The sequence below is a fragment of the Grimontia indica genome, assembly GCF_000333895.2.
GTDB lineage: Bacteria > Pseudomonadota > Gammaproteobacteria > Enterobacterales > Vibrionaceae > Enterovibrio > Enterovibrio indicus.
Window position 1 is genome coordinate 56,706 of record NZ_ANFM02000026.1, and the last position, 19,855, is coordinate 76,560.

The following is a 19,855-nucleotide window of genomic DNA, read 5'->3' on the forward strand; positions in this document are numbered from 1 at the left end:
ACTGGCTCAGGACCTTGATGCCCCAATGGTAGCCACACGGCTGCCATTTGGCTTTGCCAAGCGCCATGGCGTGGTGGTGGAGCGAACAGAGAACGGTTTCCTGCTGTACTACCGTGACCAGCCAAAACCTGCGGTGCTGAATGAAGTACGCCGCGTGCTCGGTCATGGCTTTACACCGATCCAGCTGCGCTCAGAAGATTTCGAGCCTAAGCTGACCCAGCTTTATCAGCGTGACTCTTCCGAAGCCCAGCAATTAATGGAAGACATCGGCGCTGATAGTGACGATTTCTTTGCGCTGGCCGAAGAGCTGCCGCAGAGCGAGGATTTGCTGGAATCGGAAGATGATGCACCCATCATCAAGCTCATCAACGCCATGCTCGGCGAGGCCATCAAAGAAACGGCCTCCGATATCCACATCGAAACTTTCGAGAAGAGCCTGTCTATCCGCTTCCGTGTAGATGGTGTGCTGCGTGAGGTATTAAGTCCTAGCCGCAAGCTGGCGCCGCTTTTGGTTTCACGTATCAAGGTCATGGCGCGACTCGATATTGCAGAGAAGCGCGTGCCACAGGATGGCCGTATTTCACTGCGTATCGGTGGACGTGCGGTAGATGTGCGTGTATCGACCATGCCGTCATCCCACGGCGAGCGCGTAGTGCTGCGTCTTCTCGATAAAAACGCTACTCAGCTTGATTTGGAAAGTCTGGGTATGACTCCGGCTGTTCACGACAACTTCCAGCATCTTATCAAACGCCCGCACGGCATTTTGCTGGTGACCGGTCCGACAGGCTCGGGTAAATCGACCACGCTGTATGCAGGTCTGACGGAGCTAAACAGTGCAGAGCGAAACATTCTGACGGTCGAAGACCCTATCGAATTTGATATCGATGGCATCGGCCAGACACAGGTGAACACCAAGGTGGATATGACCTTCGCCCGCGGTCTTCGCGCCATTTTGCGTCAGGACCCGGATGTGGTGATGGTTGGTGAGGTCCGTGACCTTGAAACCGCGCAAATCGCGGTGCAGGCGTCCCTGACGGGTCACCTTGTGATGTCGACGCTTCACACCAATACCGCAGTCGGTGCAGTGACCCGTCTTCGTGACATGGGCATCGAGCCTTTCCTTGTGTCTTCGTCGCTGCTTGGCGTGCTGGCACAACGACTGGTGCGTACCCTGTGTCCGGATTGTAAAGAACCTTACGAAGCGGATGCTCAAAGCAAAGCCTGGTTTGAGCTGTCTGAAAACGAACCCCTGACGTTATACAAAGCCAAGGGCTGTAAGAAGTGTAATCACAAAGGTTATCGCGGCCGTACCGGTATCCACGAGCTTCTGGTGGTTGATACTCAGGTTCAGGAACTCATCCATAACGAAGCGGGCGAGCAGGCGATTGAACGTTATGTTCGTGAGTCCACGCCGAGTATCCGTGCTGATGGCCTGATGAAAGTTCGCAAGGGCCAGACCACGCTGGAAGAAGTCCTGCGTGTGACGCGGGAGGGCTAATGGCAGCGTTTGAATACAAAGCGTTAAATGCCAAAGGCCGCACCGTTAAAGGCGTTATTGAAGCAGACACGGCGCGTCAGGCGCGCCAAATGCTGCGTGAGAAGTCGTTGGTGCCGATGGAAGTGGCGCAAACGCATGAAAAAGAGCAGCAAAAGCAATCTGCTTCTGTCGGATTCAAACGCGGGATCAGTACCAACGAACTGGCGCTGCTGACCCGTCAGCTCGCCACATTGGTGCAGGCTGCCATGCCATTGGAAGAATGTATCAAAGCTGTTGCCGACCAATCGGAAAAGCAGCGACTCAAGAACATGCTCACCGGCGTGCGTGCAAGGGTGGTCGAAGGCTACACGCTTTCTGACAGCCTTGGCGATTACCCTCATGTGTTTGACCAACTGTTCCGCGCCATGGTGGCGGCCGGTGAGAAATCCGGTCATCTCGGCCCTGTGCTTGAGCGTCTCGCCGATTACGTGGAAAACCGCCAGCAAGTGAAGAACAAACTGATTCAGGCCATGGTTTACCCCATGGTACTGACGGTCGCTGCGATTGGTATCGTTGCCTTTTTGCTGGCAACCGTGGTGCCGGACATCGTGGGCCAGTTTCTGCAAACCGGGGCTGAGCTGCCAAACATCACCAAAATATTGCTCGCGGCGAGCGATTTCGTCACCAATTGGGGACTGTTGGTGCTGGGTGTCTCGGTGGCTTTGTTCGTACTGTTTCGTGTGATGCTCAGAAACGCAGAGCGGCGCCTAGGCTGGGATAGAAGCGTACTTGGTATGCCTGTAGTTGGGCGGGTTGCGCGGGGGCTGAATACCTCACGCTTTGCCCGTACTCTGTCGATTTGTACTTCAAGCGCCATTCCTTTGTTGGATGGGATGAAGGTTGCGGCAGACGTGATGACCAATACCTGGGTAAAAAGTAAAGTTCTGGAAGCGTCTGATCGCGTCCGGGAAGGGGCGAGCCTTAGGGTATCGCTGGAAAAGTCGAAACTGTTTCCACCCATGATGTTACACATGATTGCCAGTGGTGAGCGAAGTGGTGAGCTTGAGCAAATGCTGACCCGCGCGGCTGACAATCAGGACAGAGACTTCGAATCTCAGGTCAACATCGCTTTGGGGATCTTCGGGCCATTGCTCATCATTGTGATGGCGCTAATCGTACTGTTTATTGTCGTGGCAACCTTAATGCCAATTATCCAGCTCAACAATATCGTGGGCGTGTAACCACAACTCGCTGCTAAGCAGTGTTTTTTCAGGAGAGATAGAAAATGCAACGTCGTCAACAGGGCTTCACCCTGCTGGAAATCATGGTTGTTATCGTTATTTTGGGTGTACTGGCAAGTTTGGTGGTACCAAACCTGCTGGGTAACAAAGACAAAGCTGACCAACAAAAAGCCGTCACCGATATCAGTGCACTGGAAAATGCGCTGGATATGTACCGCCTGGATAACAGCGTTTACCCAACCACCGATCAGGGCCTGGATGCATTGGTGTCAAAACCGTCTTCGTCGCCAGAGCCACGTAACTACCGTCAGGATGGTTACATCAAACGTCTGCCACAAGATCCTTGGGGCAACCAGTACCAATACCTGAATCCGGGTGAGCACGGCACAGTCGATATCTTCACGCTGGGTGCTGATGGTCAGGAAGGCGGTGAAGGCGTGAATCAGGACATCGGCAACTGGAACATGCTGGACATCAACTAATCGATGAGAAGAGGGCGCCCGTCCGGGTTTACATTGCTGGAAATCCTGCTGGTGATGGTGCTGCTGGCAATCAGCGCTGTCATCGTGGTGCCCAATCTTCCACAAAACAAAAGTGATGAAGCCAAGGAAGAAGCCCAGCGCTTCTTCCAGCTCATTCAGCTTTGGACAGAGCAGTCCTTGCTGACAGGTCAGACGTTTGGCCTCAACGTCGAAAAAGACGGTTACCAGCTTCTTCGCCTGACCCGTGAGGATTGGGAGCCGGTAGAGCAAGAGCGAAACATTACGTCTGTTACCTTGCCCGAAGGGCTGGTGCTTGATTTAGAAGTCAGTGGCTTTGTGTCTGAAGAAGATCGTCTGTTCGACAGAGAAAGCCTGTTCGACGAAGAGATGTTTGCGGACGAGGAGAACAAACCGCCCCAGCCTCAGGTTGTCCTGATGGGGAACGGTGAAATTATCCCATTTACCCTGACCGTCGTGGCGGACAAAAAGCGCCTCTGGCAGGTGAAAGGCAATGATGTGGCAACATTCGAAGTGAAGAACTTGAATGAGGATAAAGAGTGAGAAAGCGTCGCGGCTTTACCCTCATTGAAGTTTTGGTGGCCATGGCGGTATTCGCCGTGGCGGCAATGGCGGTGCTTAATGCCACTGGCCAACATGTTAATTCTTTGGGCGTATTGGAAGAAAAAACCTTTGCGTCCATGGTGGCAGACAATCAGCTGGCGCTGTTTGTGCTGGAAGACAAACCAGTGACATCGGCGAAAAATGGCAGCACGAAAATGGCAGGACGCGAGTGGTTCTGGACGGTGAAACCTATCCCGACCTCTGACAACCTGCTTCGGGCGGTAGATGTGATTGTCTGGGCGGATGAGCGTCGTCAAGGCTCTCTGGTATCGGTGAGGACATATGTGCCTGCGAACTAAGAGAGCGAAGGGGTTTACCCTGATTGAAGTGCTGCTGGCCTTGATGATCTTTGCCACCCTGAGTCTGGCGGCGAATCAGATTTTCAGGAACGTCATTAACAGCAACATACAGACAGAAGAAGTGGGCAATGCACTAAAAAGCCTGCAACGCACACTTTTGATCATGGACAGCGATTTCCGTCAGATGCTGGCACGCCAATATCGAAATGGTGGCGACGAAGCTAAAGAAACCTTGTTGGAATTTGGTGACGATTTACTGGATTCAGAATCGCAGGGGATCCGATTTGTACGCGGTGGCTGGATTAACCCACAACAGCTTTTCCCTCGTGGAGAAGTGGTGAAGGTGGGTTATCGCATTCAGGATGACACGCTGGAGCGCATTCGCTGGATGTACCCGGATGACAGCTCAGCGACGGAACCTGCTTCCATGCCTTTGCTTGAGGGTGTGACAGACATTAAGTTTGAGGTGCAGGGCTCAGATGGCTGGAAACGCGATTGGGACACGCCGCTCGAAATGCCAAAAGCCATCCGGGTGACGTTGGATACCGAGCGCTACGGTGAGCTAACCCGTATTTATCTGCTGCCAGGACAAACTCTGGCACCGCCGGTGGGGAATACGCCATGATGAAGCGTCAGTCACAACGCGGCGTTGCCCTTTTGGTCGTGCTACTCATCATGGCATTGATGACCACGGTTGCGGTCAGCATGTCGGGTAGGATGTTTGTGAACTTTAACCGGGCTGAAAGTCAGGTGCGATATCAGCAGGCCTACTGGTACGCTCAATCGGTTGAATCTTTGGCCCGTTTCGGTATCGAGGAAAGCTTCGACAGTAACGATACTGTGACCCTCAGTCAGCCGTGGGCAGTGCGTGATCAGGTTTATCCGCTCGATGGTGGTCAGGCGACGGGTAATGTTTACGACCGACAGGCGTGTTTTAACGTCAACGGACTTCGCAGTGTGAAACCGACAGAAAATGGCACTAACCCTAAAATGGTGGTGTCGTTTCAACAGCTAATTGAATCGCAGGGCATCGACAGCTTTGAAGCGGAAACTGCGGCGGCGGCAACCTGGGAGTTTGTCGATACCGACACCAATGTCCAGTCGCCGCTTGGCGTGGAAGACAGTGAATACGAAGCGCGTCCCGTGCCACACGTTGCGCCAAACAGTTTTATCGCGGACATCTCTGAATGGCGTGCCATCAATGGCGTGACGCAAGATATGTTCGACAAAGTCGGTTCGCTACTTTGTGCGATTCCCAGCGATAAGTTGGTGGTGAACGTTAATACACTGACCGAGGAAGATGCGCCAATATTGAGCGCCATCTTCCACCCGAACCTCAGTGAGGATCAGGCGAAAGAACTGATCAACGGAAGAAACGCCGTTGATGGCTGGCAGGACGTGGCCAGCTTTATGGCCGAGCCTGTACTGGCAGGCATTGAACAAGATGAAAGGGAACGACTGCAGCAATATTTGGATGTGCGCAGCCGCTACTTTGAATTGGATACAGAAATTACCCTCGACAGCGTGACGCTAAGACTGCGCTCTTTGCTGCAGAGGGATGACAACGGCGCGGTAACCGTTATCCGTCGTCGCTTTGGAGGAATGAGTGAGCGAGATCCTGACAATCAGGCTTAACAGTGATCCGCAGGAGTTGATCCCCTGGCTGGTCTGGTCGCCAGCCCAGCAGGAAGTGATTGCTTCTGGTGAAGCCGAGAGCTTGTCACAGCTGACGGATTATGCGGCTGAGCGGGACGTGGTGGCATTGGCTGACAGTGCTGCTATCACGCTGACTACCGCGATGATTCCTGCGGGAAGTGAACGCCAGCTCGACACCGTTTTACCCTTCCTTTTAGAAGATGACTTGGCACAGGATGTTGATCAGGTTCATATCACCTTGCTGGGGAAAAGCGGCGAGCTTGCCAATGTTGCTGTGGTCGAGCACAAGCTATTACAGCGTTGGCTGGACGACTTGACTGACGCTGGACTGCACGTTCGTAAGCTGGTGCCGGATTGCTTGTGTTTGCCAATGCATGATGATGGCTACAGTGCGGCGAATCTGAGCCATCGCTGGCTGATGCGCACCGGCGAAACAGAGGGCAGCGCCGTCGAAGAAGGCTGGCTGCCAGTTTGGATGCAAAGCATTAACAGCCTCCATGAAGAGGATGGCGGTATTAAAACCGTCTACAGCTATTCAGATGTCCCGGAAGACATGGGTGACAACTGGAAAACCGAACCATGTGAGCTGGTGATGCTTCTTCTTGCCCAACAGGCGATGCAAAGCCGCCACAACCTGCTGGCAGGACGATACAAACCACAGAACCAAATCTACAAACACCTCAAACCTTGGCGCGGCGCAGCGATTGCAGCAGCCGTGTTATTGGCCGTGCTGGGTGGCGAGAAAATCGCAGACATCTACCAGATGGAAGCACAAGCTGCGCAATACCGCGAGCAAAGCGAAGCGAAAGTGCGCGCACTTCTGCCACAGAACCAACGTATTCCAACCACCAGTTATATGCGACGCATCATAGAAGGGGAAGTGAGCAGACTCTCCGGTGGTGGCAACCAATCAGGCGTGATGGTGTGGATGTCCGAATTAGGCCCACTGTTAGAATCTGCGCCGGGCATCCAGCTTGATGCGCTTCGGTTCGATCAGGATCGTGGGGAGCTTCGTTTGAATGCGCGTGGAAAGGATTTCGGAGACTTCGAAAAATTGCGTGAAGCCTTGTCGACCAAATACAACACGGAGCTGGGGCAGCTAAGCCGCGATCAGCAAACCGTGACCGGCGCCTTTGTATTGCGTAAGGAGCCATCATGAACGCATTGATTGCTTATTGGAAAGGCCTCTCCCGCCGCGAGCAACGTTTGCTGAGTGTCGCAAGCGCAGTGTTGGTTGTGGGTGTTCTTTACTGGGGTGTCGTCAGTCCATTACAAGAGCGTGCCGAGCAAGCCCAACAGCGCTTGAATAGCGAGCGTAGCTTGCTGAGTTGGGTGGATGGCAAAGCCGCCGAAATCCAAGCGTTGCGCCGTGTGGCTGGAAACAGCAGTCAGGTGAGCGCCCTCCCACTTAACCAGTCTGTGACCACGTCAGTTAAGCGTTATAACCTCGAAATTGTGCGTTTGCAGCCTCAGCAGGAAGAGATTCAAGTGTGGCTGAAGCCGATGCCATTCAATTCACTTATCAGCTGGCTTGACTACCTATCGATTAATCACGGCGTCGAAGTGAAGTTTATTGATGTGGGCAAAACCGACACTCAGGGTGTCGTTGAAGTAAAACGACTGCAACTGGGAAGAGGGTAAGATGAAACGTGTGATCCTATGGAGCGTGCTTTTTCTTGTCGTATTGATCTCGAGCGCTGTGGTGCACATTCCAGCGAATCTGGTTGTGCGTTACCTTCCGCCCATGCAAGGACTGGCGCTCAGTGGCGTATCGGGAACCTTGTGGAATGGCTCGGCGTCTAATTTTACGTTTCAAGGTAGGGAAATGGGCGCGTTGAAGTGGCAGTTCAACCCACTGAAACTCTTTACCGGCAAAGCAGATGTGGAACTGCGCCTTTCTGGCTCGCCGGGTTTGTCAGCACGTGGAAATCTGGGATACAGCCTGGGCGGTCTCTACGCGAACAACCTTTTGGTCTCGGCGTCTGCCAATGTGGTGCAGTCGTTTATTCCGTATCCAATGCCTGTTAGTCTGTCCGGACAGTTTGATTTAACCGTACGCGATTACCTGTTTAACCAACAGCCTTTCTGTGAATCGCTCTCTGGCAACCTAGCCTGGTCGCAAGGCAACGTGGCTTCACCCATCGGCACGATTGATCCGGGGTTGGTGGTCGCGCAATTGTCCTGTAATGAAGGTCAGTTGGTGATGGATGGTGACAGTGCGTCTGATGCGATTGAAACTGATTTCAATATTTCGCTGTCACCGGATCAACGCTATAGCCTGAATGGCTGGTTTGCGCCGGGAGAGACATTCCCGGAAAGGATGCGCGGCCAACTTGGTTTCTTAGGCACGCCGGACAGCGAAGGCCGTTATCGCCTCAGTTTCAGCGGTTAACGGGAGAGCAAGCATGAAAAAGCAGATTCCACCTGAAATTCTGGACGCCAAGGTTGTTGCTAAATCGCGTCTGTTTCAGATTGAAGCCTTGGATTTAAAGTTCAGTAACGGCGAAGAGCGCACTTACGAGCGCATGAAGCCAAGCGGTCGCAATGCTGTGATGGTCGTACCGGTAACAGAAAACGGCGATTTACTGCTGGTGCGCGAATACGCTGCCGGAAGTGAACGTTATGAACTAGGCTTTCCAAAGGGGCTGATTGATCCGGGTGAGACCGCCTTAGAAGCGGCAAACCGAGAACTGAAAGAAGAAATTGGTTTCGGTGCCCATCAGTTGTTCCCGCTGAAAGAAGTGGTGCTTGCACCGTCTTACTTCTCCAGCAAAATGACCCTGCTTCTGGCGCAGGACCTATACCCAGAGAAGCTCGAGGGCGATGAACCCGAGCCGTTGGAGTTGGTCCGTTGGCCTGTTGCGCAGGCAGAAGAATTGTTATCTCACGTCGATTTTGGGGAAGCGCGCAGTATTACCGCATTACTGTTGGCCTTGAGAGAGCTTTCCGGCCGTTGATCACTTCGTGACCAAAGACCATTGGACAAAGTCGTAGTGTGAGAGCCCAAGAGGAGTGTTACATGGAGCTGTCACAACTGCTTCAGCCGGTGATAGAGATTGCCCGGGCTTCCGGTCAGGTGATCCTGGATATCTATCAGCGTGGTGAATTTGAAAAGAACATAAAAAGCGATGACACACCGGTGACCAGCGCCGATCTCGCGGCGCACAAACTGGTCACTGAACGCCTGAGTGTATTAACCCCGGATATTCCTGTGCTGTCAGAAGAAGACGCTTCGATTCCGTTTGCTGAAAGAGGCAATTGGGAGCGTTACTGGCTGGTGGATCCGCTGGATGGCACACAGGAGTTTATTGCCGGGAGCGGCGACTTTGCCACCATTATCGCGCTGGTGGAAAACAATCAGCCGGTGATGGGCGTGGTGTATGGTCCTGTGTCTGGGGTCTCTTACTACGCAGCCAAAGGTCATGGTGCCTGGAAGGTGATGCCGGATGGTGAAAAGCACCGCCTGTCTATCCTCAAGCATGAAGATGAACTCGCATCCCTGTCGATTGCAATCAGCCGTCGTCAGGACATTAAAGCGATCACTGACCGCCTTGAACCTAGCCGTAACTATGATTTGGTGCCTCTGGGTTCTGCGGCGCTGAAGTCTTGCTTAGTCGCAGAAGGCGCGGTGGATTGCTACCTTCGCCTTGGCCCGACGGGTGAATGGGACACGGCGGCGACCCAATGCATCGTAGAAGAAGCGGGTGGACGAATTCTGGATATGACGCTTTCACCGCTTTCCTACAACGAGCGGGATTCACTGGAAAACCCGAATTTCATTGTATTGGGCGATACCGAACTGCCTTGGCGACAGATTGTGAGGCTGGAAGGTTAACCTAGCCACCTTTCACTATCGTCCAGAGACAAAAAACGGAGCAGAAGCTCCGTTTTTTCATTGCTTCTTCGTGAGTCAGAACAAACGGTTAAGGCCGTTCAATGCCGCCACGCGATAGGCTTCTGCCATGGTCGGGTAGTTGAAGGTAGTATTGATGAAGTAATCCAATGTATTCCCTTCGCCTTTTTGCTCAAAGATCGCCTGACCGATGTGGATGATCTCCGCCGCACGCTCACCAAAACAGTGGATCCCCAAGATCTCCTTTGTTTCGCGATGGAACAGGATTTTCAGACTTCCCACATCCATGCCTGCAATCTGTGCACGCGCCAAATGCTTGAATTGCGCGCGTCCCACTTCATAAGGCACTTTTGCCGCGGTCAGCTCCTGTTCGGTTTTACCCACAGAGCTGATTTCCGGAATGGTGTAAATCCCGGTTGGGATATGGTCGATAAGGCGACCTTTCGCCTGACCTTCACCAATTGCCTGTGCCACAATTCGACCCTGGTCGTAAGCCGCACTCGCAAGGCTTGGATAACCAATCACATCACCAACAGCGTAAACGTGCTCTACTTCGGTGCCGTAGTTATCGTTCACTTTCAGCTGGCCACGTGAATCTGCCTTCAAGCCGACGGCTTTCAGATTCAATGCATCGGTATTACCAGTACGGCCGTTAGCAAACAAAATACAGTCAGCTTTCATCTTCTTACCGGACTGTAGATGCAAGATAACGCCGTCTTTGGTGCCTTCGATTTTCTCGTAGGTCTCATCGTTACGGATAAGAACACCGCTGTTCCAGAAGTGGTAGGAAAGCGAGTCTGACATTTCGTTATCGAGGAACGAGAGCAGGCGGTCACGGGTATTGATCAAATCCACTTTGATACCAAGACCACGGAAGATAGACGCATATTCGCTGCCGATAACGCCTGCTCCATAGATGATGACGTGGCGAGGGTCGTGCTGCAGCGAGAGGATTGAGTCACTGTCGTAGATACGTGGATGTCTGAAGTCGACATCTTTTGGACGGTAAGGGCGTGAGCCTGTCGCGATAACGAATTTGTCGGCCGTGTATTTGTCGACGCTGCCATCCGCGGCTTTCACTTCAATTTCGTGCGTGCCGCTGAACTTGGCGCTGCCGTGAATGATGCTACAGAGGTTCCTGTCATAAAAACCCTGGCGCATGCGGGTCTGTTTGCCGATAACAGATTGAGCATGGCCAAGAATGGCAGAAAAGGTACTGTGTACCTGTTTGTTGTCGCCGGTATAAATCGGACTCTGGTTGAATTCGATAATACGGCTGACAGTGTGTCTCAACGCTTTGGATGGAATGGTGCCCCAGTGGGTACACCCGCCGCCAACGGTACCTTCTTTTTCAATCACCGCGACGCGTAAGCCCGCTTTGGTCAGGCCCATGGCAGCCCCTTCGCCGCCAGGGCCGCTACCTATTACGATGACATCAAAATGGTTAGACGATGTAGGGGTCGCTTTGCTCATGTCCGTATGGCCTTTTGTTTTCATTATGTTAAGGATTGCGGGCTAAGTGTAGCGCTCACAAGGCGTGGCGAGAATCAACTCGCTCCTATTCAGCGTAGGTGATCACGCAACTTAACGTAAAAACAGGCCTCTAAATGCATATACGAAAGGAAATGCCCTAGAAAAAGACGCTAAACCCTGCCGAGAAGAAATATTCATCGTAATCATAGAAGTCGATATTCGAGGTGTGATGGGTGTAGCTCGCTAAAGAGACAAACGAGAAATCCTCAAAACCAAACAGATTTGCATACTCATAGGCACCGAATGCTGTGTAATGCGTATCTGAACGTTTTTCATCTTCAAATATAGGGTTTGGCGCTTTGTATTTTGATGAGCCGGTAGTTAGCGTTGCTGCAAACTTGTGGCGTTGATGGAGCTTGAACCATGTGCCTTCCGCACCAAGGTGATCATAGGCCATCGCATCACCCTCAGTGTCATGGTGCAGGTAGCGAAGAGAAACGCTATAGCCGCTTGTTGGCGTCAGCATGCCTTGGTAACTCAGCTTGCCAAAATAGCTGTTGCCATCTCTGTTCATCAGTTGTTGAGCGTCTTGAGTTACTCCCGATAATTCCTCATCCACCTTGATGTTTGCGATGCCGAGATCAACGGAGTAGGCAGAACCATTGATGTTGGAGAGTGAGAAAAGATAGGCGTTGCCCGTTCTGTCAGTAGTTTCTCTTGCAGCGTCAAAATTGTAAGGATCCTTCCACACTTCTTCACTGAGCACGGTTGGAAGGAACGCCAGACTCACTTTAGTGCCGGAATCAGTCAAATAGCGATAACCCATTTCCAGGGCAATGAGACCCGTGGCAATGTCTTCACGAGATGTACCAATAAAAACCTGTTTATTAAGGTCTTCGCCAAAGGTGTAGGTAAGGTTGCCAAGCGCTCCCCCAATTAACTCCTCGGTGCGTTTTTGTGCGCCATTTGGTAAATACTCATCACCAGAGGTCGATAAATTTGAGTTCGTCGAAGACATGCCCGCCAACATGGAAAACTCACCAGTCACCCCTTCTTCTTTGGCCAGTTGTGCGTTACTTATTGAGGAGAAACCCGCGAAGAGGAGGCAGGTGGCAACTTTTACATGTTTCATAAATCAGGCCTTCTGTGTCGTTAACAGGAATGAGCATATGGCGCTGATCTTAGAGCGAATAATAAATGAGCGACATGACTCAAATTTGTCAGTATTGGCTGGGGTTATGGCATGAAAAGGACTGGCAAGGCATTAAATGAGGTGTTTTGGTTTTTTGAATGAGGCAAGTTGATGAATAGGACAATAAAGCTTCTTAACGTAGTTTGAGTATAAGCACTGAACTCACTATAAAAACCGAGTATAGTTTGCGGTTAGATTTCATGAGGTAAAACACTGACGATGGGAATTAGAGCTCAACAGAAAGAAAAAACCCGGCGAACGCTGATTGATGCGGCTTTTAGCCAACTCAGCGCAGACCGAAGCTTTTCCAGTCTCAGCTTACGCGAAGTGGCACGTGAAGCCGGTATTGCACCGACGTCGTTTTATCGTCACTTCAAAGATATGGACGAACTTGGCCTGACCATGGTGGATGAAGGGGGGTTGTTGTTGCGTCAATTGATGCGACAGGCACGCCAACGTATCGCCACCGAGGGTAGCGTTGTCAGAACGTCAGTGGAAACCTTTATGGAATTTATCGAAAGCAGCCCCAATGTATTCAGGCTGCTATTGCGTGAACGTTCCGGTACTTCAGCGGCTTTCCGTGCAGCCGTCGCACGTGAAATTCAACACTTTATCGCTGAGCTGACGGAATATTTCCAGGCGACAGGCGGATCGACCCGAGATGAAGCCTATAATCAGGCAGAGGCATGTGTCACATTGGTATTCAGCTCAGGTGCAGAAGCACTGGATCTGGACAAGCGCGCACGTGCTGAACTCGCGGAACGTCTGGTGACCCAGCTGCGCATTATCGCGAAAGGCGCTTACTGGTACCGTAAAGAACGTGAACGCAATGCTCTCAAGGATAAGTTGTCTTCAGGCAGGTAAGTAATATGGAACAGAATCACCAATCAGAGCGTAAATTTCTCCTTCTCGCCGTGGTCGCAGGTCTATGTGGCAGCGCATCACTGGCAACGCTTTTCGTCGATAGCGTTGCTTTCTCCGTTTTCCCGATCATTGCCTTTATTCTGGCGGTGTACTGCTTTTACCAGCAGCATGTTAACCAACCACTGACCGAGGGCACACCGCTTATCGCGTTTGCCTGTTTCCTGGTCGGTGCCTTTGGCTACACGGCGTTTGTGCGCATGCAGGTGCCAGAGCTTGGCGGTAATTTCTTCCCAATTATCGTGACCATGCTGTTGGTTTTCTGGGTGGCATTCAAGATGGGCTGGCTGAGTGTCGGTGGCACTAAGAAAGAAGAAACCCCTGCCGAAGAGTAATGTTGGCAGTAGACACAAAAAAGGCGCCTCAGGCGCCTTTTTCTGTTTCTGAACATTTATTTGCGCTCAAGTAGCACACCCGCTTCCATATGGTGGGTATATGGGAACTGGTCAAACAGCGCAAAACGTGTGATGCGGTGTGTTTCTGACAGAATATCCAGGTTCTCTTTCAGTGTCTCTGGATTACAAGAGATATACAGAATGCGGTCGTAAGCCTGCACCATGCGGCAGGTACCCTCATCCATGCCTGAGCGCGGCGGGTCGACGAAGATGGTGTTGCAGTTGTAGCTCTTCAGATCGACACCGGCTTGCTGCAAACGGCGGAACTCTCGCTTACCTTCCATCGCTTCCGTGAATTCTTCCGCAGACATACGAATGATTTGGACGTTGTCGATGTTGTTCGCTGCAATGTTCCACTGTGCCGACTCTACAGAAGGCTTGGCCAGTTCGGTTGCCAGTACGCGATCAAAGTTGTCCGCCAGTGCCAGTGAAAAATTACCGTTACCGCAATAAAGTTCGAGCAGATCGCCTGTGCTGTCCTGAGTACAATCCACTGCCCACTCAAGCATCTTCTCTGCCACTTTCCCGTTTGGCTGGGTGAAGCTGTTTTCAATTTGCTGGTAGGTCAGGGTGCGATCGTTAACGCTCAGCTTTTCCACCACGTAATCGCGGTCAATCACGATCTTTTGCTTACGCGCACGGCCAATCAGGTTCAGGTTGAAGCCTTCATCGTTCAGACGTTGCTTCAGCATGCGCGCATTTGCTTCCCATTCTTCGTCAAGCTGACGGTGGTAAAGCATTGAAACCAGTACTTCACCGCTCAGGGTAGATAGGAAGTCCACCTGGAACAGTTTGCGACGCAGGCTTTCAATCGGACGGATAGCATCAACCAGCAGAGGCATCAGATCGTTGATGATGCGGCTTGCCTGCGGAAACTGGTCCACACGGTACTTCTGCTTGGTCTCTTGATTGAACATGATGTAATAGAGGTCATCCCCTTCATGCCAGACACGGAATTCCGCACGCATGCGGTAGTGTTTGTCTGGAGACGGAAACACTTCCAGCTCAGGCGCATTGAACTCGGCAAACGCGTCTTGCATACGCGTGATTTTCTCGTCCAATTGCGCCTGATATTGGGTGGTGTCAATCAGGGTATTGCTCATATTACCTAACCTGCATAACTAAAAATGAGCGCAAATTGTAAGTAGCGGAACCATATTGTCCAGCCTTTTCGCTGACTTTTTCGCCAGTAGAAGCGTAAACCTGTGCCTTGGGATAATATTGGCACACTTTAATCAGACCGAGCCTTGTCATGAGCTTTCGAAAACCAAAGAACCGCAAAGAAATTTGTTATCCGTTTATCTATGAGTCGGCTTTGACCTGCGACTATGAAATCCACACTGACGAGCTTTGCAGTTTGGTGGGGATGGCACTAGCAACCTTGCCGGAAGGTTTTGATGATGTGCGGGAAGATCTCGAAACTCTTCATCCAAAAATCTATCACCTTAATGGTTCTGTGCGTGGGAAGACGGCCATCTTTGAAGAAGACTTGGAATGGCTGCATGCGAGATACGACCATTACAACGAATTAAGCCGTGGTCGTATTAACCGCTTTGTGCTCCCAAGAGGTCCGGTTGGTGTAATGGCGTTGCATCAGTGCCGCACGGGCTCAAAGAAAACCGTGCGTCTGCTTCATCGCTTAGATGAATCCGGCGTGACCTTTGAGCCAGTACTGCCCCGTTTCGCTAATCTGCTTGCTAACTTCTTCTTCGTACTGACGGTGTATATCAAGATGAAGCTGGACGTAGAAGAAGTGGAGTTTATCAGCCTCAGCTATTGAAAGCGCTGCCAAGCACAAATCACCCATTTCCCGGGCGAATGAGACCAAGTTCTCAATATCTATGTATCAATGGCGCGCTGACTCCTCTATACTCTGCGCGCTTTCACTCCAGCTGGGAATCCGGTGAGAATCCGGAACTGGCGCGCAGCGGTAAAGAGAAACGAAAGTGACAAGGCGAAAGCCAGACACTGCATCTGAATGTGGGAAGTCGTCACTGTAGGTCGTCTCTAAGTCCGAATATCAGCTGGGTCACAATATGGTTTCAGGATCTCCTGACATCATTGGATACACGCGATATTTGGATCTGATATGTCTAAAAAGCTACTTGCAGCAGGTATGCTGCCATGGGCTGCGTTTGCGCACGCCGAATCTACTACTTCCTCTGTTGACGACACTATGGTCGTTACTGCTTCCCGATTTGAACAAAGTACGCAATCGCTGACTGCCCAAGTAGAGATTGTTACTCGTCAAGATATCGATCGCATGCAGGCGAAAACGCTTACAGATGTTTTCCGCCGAATGACTGGGATTCAAGTTTCTCAGTATGGTGGCCGAGGCCAACTAGCCACTCTTATGGTTCGTGGCGCTAACTCTGACCAAGTACTTGTGTTGATTGATGGCATTCGTTTTACAAGAGCTGTTAAGGGTACTGTCGACTTTAGCCAATTGCCGCTCACTTTTGTCGAGCGTATAGAATACGTGCGTGGTGCAAGAGCTTCTGTTTACGGCTCTGAGGCTATTGGCGGCGTTATCAATATCATCACACGTGCAAACAACGACACTGATCGAGCTACTCGTTTAACTGCAGGGGTTGGAAGCAGAGATTATGTTGAAGCCTCAGGCTCGAGTGGATTCAAAGTAGGTGAGAATGGCCAACTGAATGTGGCTTTAGGATACGAAAGTGACGACGGCTATAACGTTCATCCTATCCAAGGATTGAATGATGGTGACAAGCATGGGTTTGAAACTAAAAATGGCCTTATTGGATATGTTTCAAAACTAAACCAAGACTGGACAGTCTTTGCCAACGCTCGCGCTTTTGAAAATGTTTACCAGTACGATGGTTCTTGGAATACAACTTATTCGTATAAAGAGTCAACAGTTGAAAATTACTCCTTCGCTGGTGGCGTCAACTATGAATCCGAATTGTTGTCTAGTCAGATTCAGGTTAGCTGGCAAGATCAATCTGACTATGACTATGAGAAAAAGGATGGCAAGGGGTCTGCGCAACCGGACGATTTGGAACAGTTAAATCTTCAGTGGAACAATCAATACGAACTCAGTGAAGTTGTTACAATTGGAGGCGGTACGGACTATCGAAAAGAAACATTTATAGTCAACGCTTCAAACTCTGACTACGATCGCGACAACTTAGCGTTCTATGGTATTGCACTTGTTGACTTTGAAAATGTATTTGGCGAGGTGGGTGCCCGCTTAGATGACAACGAGCAGTTTGGATCAGAAACGACTTACAACTTTGGAGCCGGTTTCCGACTGACGGAAGAGTTGGTTCTTAAAATGTCATATGGTACTGCATTTAAAGCGCCTAACTTGTTCCAGCTATACAGCTTTTATGGAAACTCTAAGCTAAAACCTGAATCTTCAAAGTCAGCTGAGTTGTCTTTGAATGGTGTTGTTCAAGAGGTTTATTGGTCAGTAACGGGTTACAACACTAAGATTGATGACTTGATTGAGTACGACAACAGCACGCGCACTTATAACAACCTGAATGGCGAGAGTACGTTGAAAGGTGTTGAGTTGACAGCTGAATTTGATACCGGATTCTTGTCTCATCAGCTAAGTGCTGACTTTAAAGACCCTAAAGATGAAGAAGACAACCTGCTTCCTTATCGAGCAAAGAAATCATATAAGTACACTGCTATTGCTTACTTCGATGAATTCGATGTGTCACTGGGTTACCAATACATTGGTAAGCGCGAAAATTCAGGAACTAAGCTTGGCTCTTACAGCTTACTTGATGCGTCAGTTAACTACTTCGCTACAGAGAGCGTTACTTTGAATGCTCGTGTAGACAACCTGCTCGATAAAGAATATGAGATGGTGATTGGTTACCCAGCACCAGAACGCACGTTTTATGTCAGCATGGACTACCGCTTCTAAGCTTCACTAAGCCGCCTAAGGGCGGCTTTTTACTTTCAGGAACAAACATGAAAAAACGCGTTATTGTCAGTTGGTCATCCGGTAAGGACTCAACCCTGACACTGTGTCGACTGCTGGAAGACGATCGTTATCAAGTCGTCGGGCTTTATACCACTTACGTGGCAGGTACTGTTCCTTTCCAGGCCACGCCCATCAATGTTGTCAAAGTGCAGGCAGAAAGTATTGGATTGCCTTTGGTGCTTATCGAACTGAACGAAGTCTTTCCTCCAAATGATGTTTATCAGAAGAGGGTTGTCGAAGGTATACGCAGTAGTGGGCTAAATGTCGATGCAGTGGCGTTTGGCGATATGTTCTGTAATGGCATAGAAGAATACCGCAGAAGCTATATTGAACCTCAGGGCTGGGAGTGTGTTTTTCCATTGCTCGGTGAGGGAAGTGAGGTGCTTGCAAACGAAATCATTGCTTCAGGCATTAAGACGACACTTTCTACCGTTGATACCTCTCAGTTGGATGGAAGGTTTCTTGGCTGGGACTATAACGCCAATTTGTTAGCTGAGCTTCCAGATGGCTGTGACCTTTGTGGCGAAGACGGGGAGTTTCACACAATCGTTACCGATGCTCCTTGCTTTCAGTATCCCCTGGATATTGAGATCACAGGTTTTCAGCGGGAAGGGAGATTCCACCACCTTAGCTATCATCTCGTCAGGTGAAAGATTCAAATTCGCTGACGTGCAAAGTATGATTGCGTCGCAAGTGGATAACAAAGGGTTATAGCGTGAAGAGTGTGCTGATTTTTGATTCTGGTGTAGGTGGCCTTTCTGTGTTTAAGGAAGTGGCTCAGCTACTGCCGGAACAGCATGTCGTGTATGCCTTCGATAATGCAGCTTTTCCCTATGGTGAATTGGCGGATGATGTGCTTATCCAGCGTGTCTGTAGAATGGTCTCCGCGATTTGCCAACAGCAGGATATTTCGTTAGTTATCATTGCATGCAATACCGCAAGCACACTCGTGCTGCCACATCTGCGGGATCTGCTTAATGTCCCGGTGGTCGGGGTTGTTCCTGCTATTAAGCCTGCTGCCGCAATCAGTAAATCCAAAATCATTGGCCTTTTGGCTACTCCCGCAACAATAAGACGTCCTTATACGCATCAGCTTGTAAAAGAGTTTGCGCCCGATTGCGAAGTTGAAATGGTGGGTTCAACGGAACTCGTACAAATGGGAGAGGGGAAATTGCGTGGCAGAAAGGTCGATAAAAAAATATTAAGCGATGTACTAGCGCCGTTTATAAATAAAACAGACTGCATTGTATTGGGTTGCACACACTTCCCGTTACTTCGTGAAGAAATTGAAGACATTTTAGGCGAACAATGTCTGGTAATTGATTCAGGTAAAGCGATCGCCAACCGCGTAGTGACATTATTAAAAGAGGGAGATCAAATGACCTCCCTCAGTAAAGCTGAACATTTTGTTTTTAGTAGCGCTCCAGTGAAAGAAGAAGAAGCACTAAATCAAGAGTTAGAAAAGTTGGGCTTTGCAACGATTAGCCGCGCTCCGATTTTCTAGGATCATTCGCCTCTCTAACTTTAAGAGTCCTTTCACCGTATTCGCTGTTGTTCAAAGCTTCTATTGCATCAGCAGCATCTCCTGCTGCAATCACGACAAATCCAAAGCCACGTCGCTTCCCGGTGCGCTTGTCTTTCATCAAGCGCACGGCAAAGACCTCACCATGTTTAGAGAACAGTTCCTTCACGTCATTTTCATTTGCACGGTAAGGAAGGTTGCCCACATAGATGGTTTTGCTGGTGGAAGGGGTAGACTCTGAAATATCGCCTGAAGATTTAGTAGAAAAAAGAGAAATGGCAATACCTGTTGTAATTGCACCAAGTGCGAATGCATAACCTGTACTGGCAATTAAAGTGGAGTTTTTTAAAAGCAATGCACCAAGAAGTGCGATGGCTGCAGTAATAAGCAAGCTGATAGATGTTTTCATAATCGTCTAAAGTAAACGTCGGTTAGAAGAAATAGCATGAAGAATCGAAATCAATGCTGACTAAAATAAATACAATTGTCGGGTTGATATTACGGATATTGAGTTCTTATTGCTAGTAAGTGAATGTGACGGCTATCTAATGTTGCAATTTGTTGTGTTTTTCAAAGTTTAGGTTGAATTGTGTTCGAACGAAAAAAAAACCAATAAAAACCCTTGCCAATGTGATCCCAGTCTCTATAATGCCGCCTCACCGACACGGAGAGCGGCTTCCACAGCGGAAACGCCCACTCAAATCGGTACGGCGAAGGTCTCAAAAATTGAGTTGAAATAAACGCTTGACGCGCTGTTTCGAA

General features: G+C 50.2%; 22 protein-coding genes and 1 riboswitch. Of the genes, 18 read left to right on the forward strand and 4 right to left on the reverse strand.

The features are described 5' to 3' along the window. The first annotated feature begins 25 nt into the window (after positions 1-25). From gspE to cysQ, 12 genes are all read left to right on the forward strand, one after another. Entirely contained in the window at positions 26-1,498 is a 1,473-nt protein-coding gene (gspE, locus tag D515_RS14930; RefSeq protein ID WP_051997517.1) for a type II secretion system ATPase GspE, read from the forward strand. Further along, positions 1,498-2,718: a type II secretion system inner membrane protein GspF gene (gene gspF, locus D515_RS14935; RefSeq protein WP_002539737.1), complete on the forward strand. Its 1,221-nt coding sequence runs from the start codon at positions 1,498-1,500 to the stop codon at positions 2,716-2,718. The genes gspE and gspF overlap by 1 nt, the downstream gene beginning before the upstream one ends. Positions 2,719-2,762: 44 nt before the next feature. After that, on the forward strand, positions 2,763-3,200 hold the full coding sequence (gspG, locus tag D515_RS14940) for a type II secretion system major pseudopilin GspG (RefSeq protein WP_002539739.1): 438 nt from the start codon (positions 2,763-2,765) through the stop codon (positions 3,198-3,200). A 3-nt stretch (positions 3,201-3,203) separates the two neighbouring features. Further along, a complete protein-coding gene (gene gspH / locus D515_RS14945) occupies positions 3,204-3,761 on the forward strand; it encodes a type II secretion system minor pseudopilin GspH (RefSeq protein WP_039850158.1) in 558 nt (185 codons plus the stop codon). After that, positions 3,758-4,120: a type II secretion system minor pseudopilin GspI gene (gene gspI / locus D515_RS14950; protein WP_039850159.1), complete on the forward strand. Its 363-nt coding sequence runs from the start codon at positions 3,758-3,760 to the stop codon at positions 4,118-4,120. The genes gspH and gspI overlap by 4 nt, the downstream gene beginning before the upstream one ends. Further along, positions 4,104-4,745, forward strand: a complete 642-nt coding sequence (gene gspJ / locus D515_RS14955) for a type II secretion system minor pseudopilin GspJ (RefSeq protein WP_039850160.1) — start codon at positions 4,104-4,106, stop codon at positions 4,743-4,745. The genes gspI and gspJ overlap by 17 nt, the downstream gene beginning before the upstream one ends. Continuing rightward, positions 4,742-5,755, forward strand: coding sequence for a type II secretion system minor pseudopilin GspK (gspK, locus tag D515_RS14960; protein ID WP_002539742.1), 1,014 nt, complete (start codon positions 4,742-4,744; stop codon positions 5,753-5,755). The genes gspJ and gspK overlap by 4 nt, the downstream gene beginning before the upstream one ends. Continuing rightward, on the forward strand, positions 5,727-6,935 hold the full coding sequence (gene gspL, locus D515_RS14965) for a type II secretion system protein GspL (RefSeq protein ID WP_002539743.1): 1,209 nt from the start codon (positions 5,727-5,729) through the stop codon (positions 6,933-6,935). Before gspK ends, gspL begins: the two co-directional genes overlap by 29 nt. Continuing rightward, entirely contained in the window at positions 6,932-7,417 is a 486-nt protein-coding gene (locus tag D515_RS14970; RefSeq protein WP_002539744.1) for a type II secretion system protein M, read from the forward strand. The genes gspL and D515_RS14970 overlap by 4 nt, the downstream gene beginning before the upstream one ends. Position 7,418: 1 nt before the next feature. Next, positions 7,419-8,168, forward strand: coding sequence for a type II secretion system protein N (locus D515_RS14975; RefSeq protein WP_002539746.1), 750 nt, complete (start codon positions 7,419-7,421; stop codon positions 8,166-8,168). 13 nt (positions 8,169-8,181) lie between these two features. Further along, complete coding sequence (gene nudE, locus D515_RS14980) at positions 8,182-8,733, forward strand: ADP compounds hydrolase NudE (RefSeq protein ID WP_002539748.1); 552 nt, start codon at positions 8,182-8,184, stop codon at positions 8,731-8,733. A gap of 62 nt (positions 8,734-8,795) precedes the next feature. Next, a complete protein-coding gene (cysQ, locus tag D515_RS14985; RefSeq protein WP_002539749.1) occupies positions 8,796-9,611 on the forward strand; it encodes a 3'(2'),5'-bisphosphate nucleotidase CysQ in 816 nt (271 codons plus the stop codon). A gap of 75 nt (positions 9,612-9,686) precedes the next feature. On the opposite strand, the gene sthA is transcribed toward cysQ, so the two are convergent. Beyond that, positions 9,687-11,102 carry a Si-specific NAD(P)(+) transhydrogenase gene (sthA, locus tag D515_RS14990; RefSeq protein ID WP_039850161.1) on the reverse strand — a complete coding sequence of 472 codons (1,416 nt, stop codon included), beginning with the start codon at positions 11,100-11,102 and terminating at the stop codon, positions 9,687-9,689. Between the two features lie 157 nt (positions 11,103-11,259). Next, the gene (locus D515_RS14995; RefSeq protein ID WP_002539751.1) at positions 11,260-12,234 is read right to left on the reverse strand and encodes a DUF2860 family protein; all 975 of its coding nucleotides are present in this window, start codon (positions 12,232-12,234) and stop codon (positions 11,260-11,262) included. Positions 12,235-12,513: 279 nt separating this feature from the next. Here D515_RS14995 and fabR point away from each other — a divergent pair, with 279 nt between their 5' ends. Both fabR and D515_RS15005 read left to right on the forward strand, forming a co-directional pair. After that, on the forward strand, positions 12,514-13,158 hold the full coding sequence (gene fabR / locus D515_RS15000) for an HTH-type transcriptional repressor FabR (RefSeq protein ID WP_002539752.1): 645 nt from the start codon (positions 12,514-12,516) through the stop codon (positions 13,156-13,158). Between the two features lie 5 nt (positions 13,159-13,163). Continuing rightward, positions 13,164-13,550: a YijD family membrane protein gene (locus D515_RS15005; protein ID WP_002539753.1), complete on the forward strand. Its 387-nt coding sequence runs from the start codon at positions 13,164-13,166 to the stop codon at positions 13,548-13,550. A 56-nt stretch (positions 13,551-13,606) separates the two neighbouring features. Here the strand turns inward: D515_RS15005 and trmA are convergent, their stop codons facing one another. Further along, positions 13,607-14,713, reverse strand: coding sequence for a tRNA (uridine(54)-C5)-methyltransferase TrmA (trmA, locus tag D515_RS15010; protein ID WP_002539755.1), 1,107 nt, complete (start codon positions 14,711-14,713; stop codon positions 13,607-13,609). 149 nt (positions 14,714-14,862) lie between these two features. On the opposite strand from trmA, the gene D515_RS15015 reads away from it, so the two are divergent. The 4 genes from D515_RS15015 to murI all read left to right on the forward strand — a co-directional run bounded on the left by D515_RS15015 (position 14,863) and on the right by murI (position 19,075). After that, the gene (locus D515_RS15015) at positions 14,863-15,390 is read left to right on the forward strand and encodes a hypothetical protein (RefSeq protein ID WP_002539756.1); all 528 of its coding nucleotides are present in this window, start codon (positions 14,863-14,865) and stop codon (positions 15,388-15,390) included. Between the two features lie 76 nt (positions 15,391-15,466). Beyond that, a riboswitch (cobalamin riboswitch) is annotated at positions 15,467-15,653 on the forward strand. 46 nt (positions 15,654-15,699) lie between these two features. Then, on the forward strand, positions 15,700-17,511 hold the full coding sequence (btuB, locus tag D515_RS15020) for a TonB-dependent vitamin B12 receptor (RefSeq protein ID WP_002539758.1): 1,812 nt from the start codon (positions 15,700-15,702) through the stop codon (positions 17,509-17,511). A 47-nt stretch (positions 17,512-17,558) separates the two neighbouring features. Then, positions 17,559-18,221 carry a Dph6-related ATP pyrophosphatase gene (locus D515_RS15025; RefSeq protein ID WP_002539760.1) on the forward strand — a complete coding sequence of 221 codons (663 nt, stop codon included), beginning with the start codon at positions 17,559-17,561 and terminating at the stop codon, positions 18,219-18,221. A 65-nt stretch (positions 18,222-18,286) separates the two neighbouring features. After that, on the forward strand, positions 18,287-19,075 hold the full coding sequence (gene murI, locus D515_RS15030) for a glutamate racemase (protein WP_002539761.1): 789 nt from the start codon (positions 18,287-18,289) through the stop codon (positions 19,073-19,075). Here the strand turns inward: murI and D515_RS15035 are convergent. Further along, complete coding sequence (locus D515_RS15035) at positions 19,053-19,502, reverse strand: RNA recognition motif domain-containing protein (protein ID WP_002539763.1); 450 nt, start codon at positions 19,500-19,502, stop codon at positions 19,053-19,055. The two genes, murI and D515_RS15035, sit on opposite strands and share 23 nt — an antisense overlap. Positions 19,503-19,855 lie beyond the last annotated feature (353 nt).